Source organism: Candidatus Aquicultor secundus, from assembly GCF_002791875.1.
GTDB lineage: Bacteria > Actinomycetota > Aquicultoria > Aquicultorales > Aquicultoraceae > Aquicultor_A > Aquicultor_A secundus.
Genome location: NZ_PFNG01000267.1, coordinates 1 through 1,959, shown reverse-complemented (window position 1 = coordinate 1,959; position 1,959 = coordinate 1). Strand labels below are relative to the sequence as shown.

At 50.5% G+C, this 1,959-nt stretch carries 2 protein-coding genes; both read right to left on the bottom strand.

Going from position 1 to position 1,959, the window contains the following annotated elements; translation table 11 throughout:
• Positions 1-174 precede the first annotated feature (174 nt).
• A complete protein-coding gene (locus COY37_RS11280) occupies positions 175-1,740 on the bottom strand; it encodes a hypothetical protein (protein ID WP_286977637.1) in 1,566 nt (521 codons plus the stop codon).
• Positions 1,670-1,959 (bottom strand): hypothetical protein (locus COY37_RS11275; protein WP_286977635.1); only part of this gene is annotated, 290 nt, incomplete at its 5' end. The genes COY37_RS11275 and COY37_RS11280, both read right to left, overlap by 71 nt.

The following is a 1,959-nucleotide window of genomic DNA, read 5'->3' as shown; positions in this document are numbered from 1 at the left end:
CCCCCTGGGCCCTATTTTATCTCCCCGCTCTATTGCTATGCTTGACCTTTGAGTTATTTGCGCAAATTAAGAACGTCCCCCCTGACCCCCTGACCGCATAAAGAGACCCGCCTGAAAGCGGGTCTCTTTTGTGTAGGTAATCTTTGTTAGTAGTCGGCTTGTAAAATGCTCACACTACGGTAGTCCTCTTAACAACAACTCATCGTTGTAATCGTCCTTCGTTGTGCCAGCCGTATCAGTATGGGTAGACGCGCTAGTTGCATTCCAGATTGTTGGATTGTGGCAGTCTAAGCATACGCTATCGACGTCATGCACTGCATAACCACCTGTTGGGTTATCCGGGTCACCACCATTCGGATAATGCCTGTACTGGCCAACAGCGATCGGGGCTCCATTGAAGTCAAGACCAAACAGGTCGTCTTTAAGCATCTTCCAACCAAGTGTTCTGTGCGGCCAGCTAAAGCCATCGTCAGAACAACTAGCATTTGATGTCACTTCACTGCTCCGCCAATTACTATCCCAATTAACCGTGCGAGATTTCTTGAACATGAAACTGTCGTTAGGATAACCAGCCGCTCCACCGGATGTATGCACGGAGTTATAGTGACCATCGAAGACTATGTTAGCTTCGCCTGTAGCAGTTTGGGTTACAGCATACGTTGATTGGCCCTGCACTCCCGGATCCTCTGTGTAAGGTGCACGATCATAGCTGTTGTCTGCAGCGCGGCTTAAATTAGTTGTAAAGATCGCTCTCGCTGGATTGGCGTTTGCGCCGCTGCTTAGACTATGGCACCTTCCACAACTACTTGACCCCTTATGGCAATTGCGGCAGTGGGGGCCAAACACTAGATTGTCTTCCGGATTAAACTGCATCTGGCGCCCGCAGTGCCTCGGGTTCTCGTCGTGGCCGTATCCGATGTCATACTCACCTTTCCAGTGTTTAGCATCACTCGTAGGCGAGCTTTCAATACTACTGACTTCACTGCCTGAACTATCACCCGTTTCTGTCTGATCTCTTAGAGCACGGTCCTCACTGAAGAGCGGGGCTGCAACGGTGCTGAGACCAGTATTTCCATCGTGGCAGTCAGCGCAAAACTCGTTGACGTTCCAGAGCAATGCGTGGCTTGGTTCATGTGGAATCGCGGTTCGCATATCAAAGCCAGCGCTACCGTTCGCTCCTTTCGCGATACCAATGGGAGTATTCCAATCGGTCGGTACCTTATTCACCGGGTATGCATTATTGGCGTCAAACTGATGGAGTTGACCCGCAGTTACCGTTGGCTGGTTATTGATACTTTCGCTGTAAGCATAGATCATATCGCTTATCTCATTTCCAGCGACAATCTGGGTAGTCTCCAAGGTCCCAGTTGTATCAAGTGTATCGCTCAGCTTGTAATAACTGACGACCTCACTGGCTTCAGCAATCTCACGATCAGCATCCTTGACCAAAAGCCAGCTTCCCGCCTGATAAAGCGGCACGGCTGAAGGGGTGCCGGCAATGAGGTCTCCGGTGTCTATATCATAGGTCTTTTTGTGACAATCGACGCACAAGAGACCCGCACCCGGCGGATCGGTGACGTTTCCATGGCCAGGGTTGACAATACTGTAATATCTCGTTTGCCCATTGTAATAATCTGGATCGGTATATGCCAAACCGCGTACCTGCCCGTTATTGTCGAAGCCAAGCAACCTCGCCGGGTTGGCATGCGGGCTGTGGCAGTTCGAAGCATGAGAATCCACCTAGCCAGTAGTTTGGTGTAAACGCAGGGTAGGTATCATCCGGTGCTTTCCACTTGCCTGAGCTAATACCAAAGCCCATGGTGTGTCCAACGTTGTACTCAGTGGTGTAGTTGTCGTCATTATCCATCTCGATATTAAAACCTGAGCCGGCACCGGTGCCGTGGCACCAGTCGCACGCCTCATACCTGGTATCAGATCTTAACAACTTAAACTTACCGG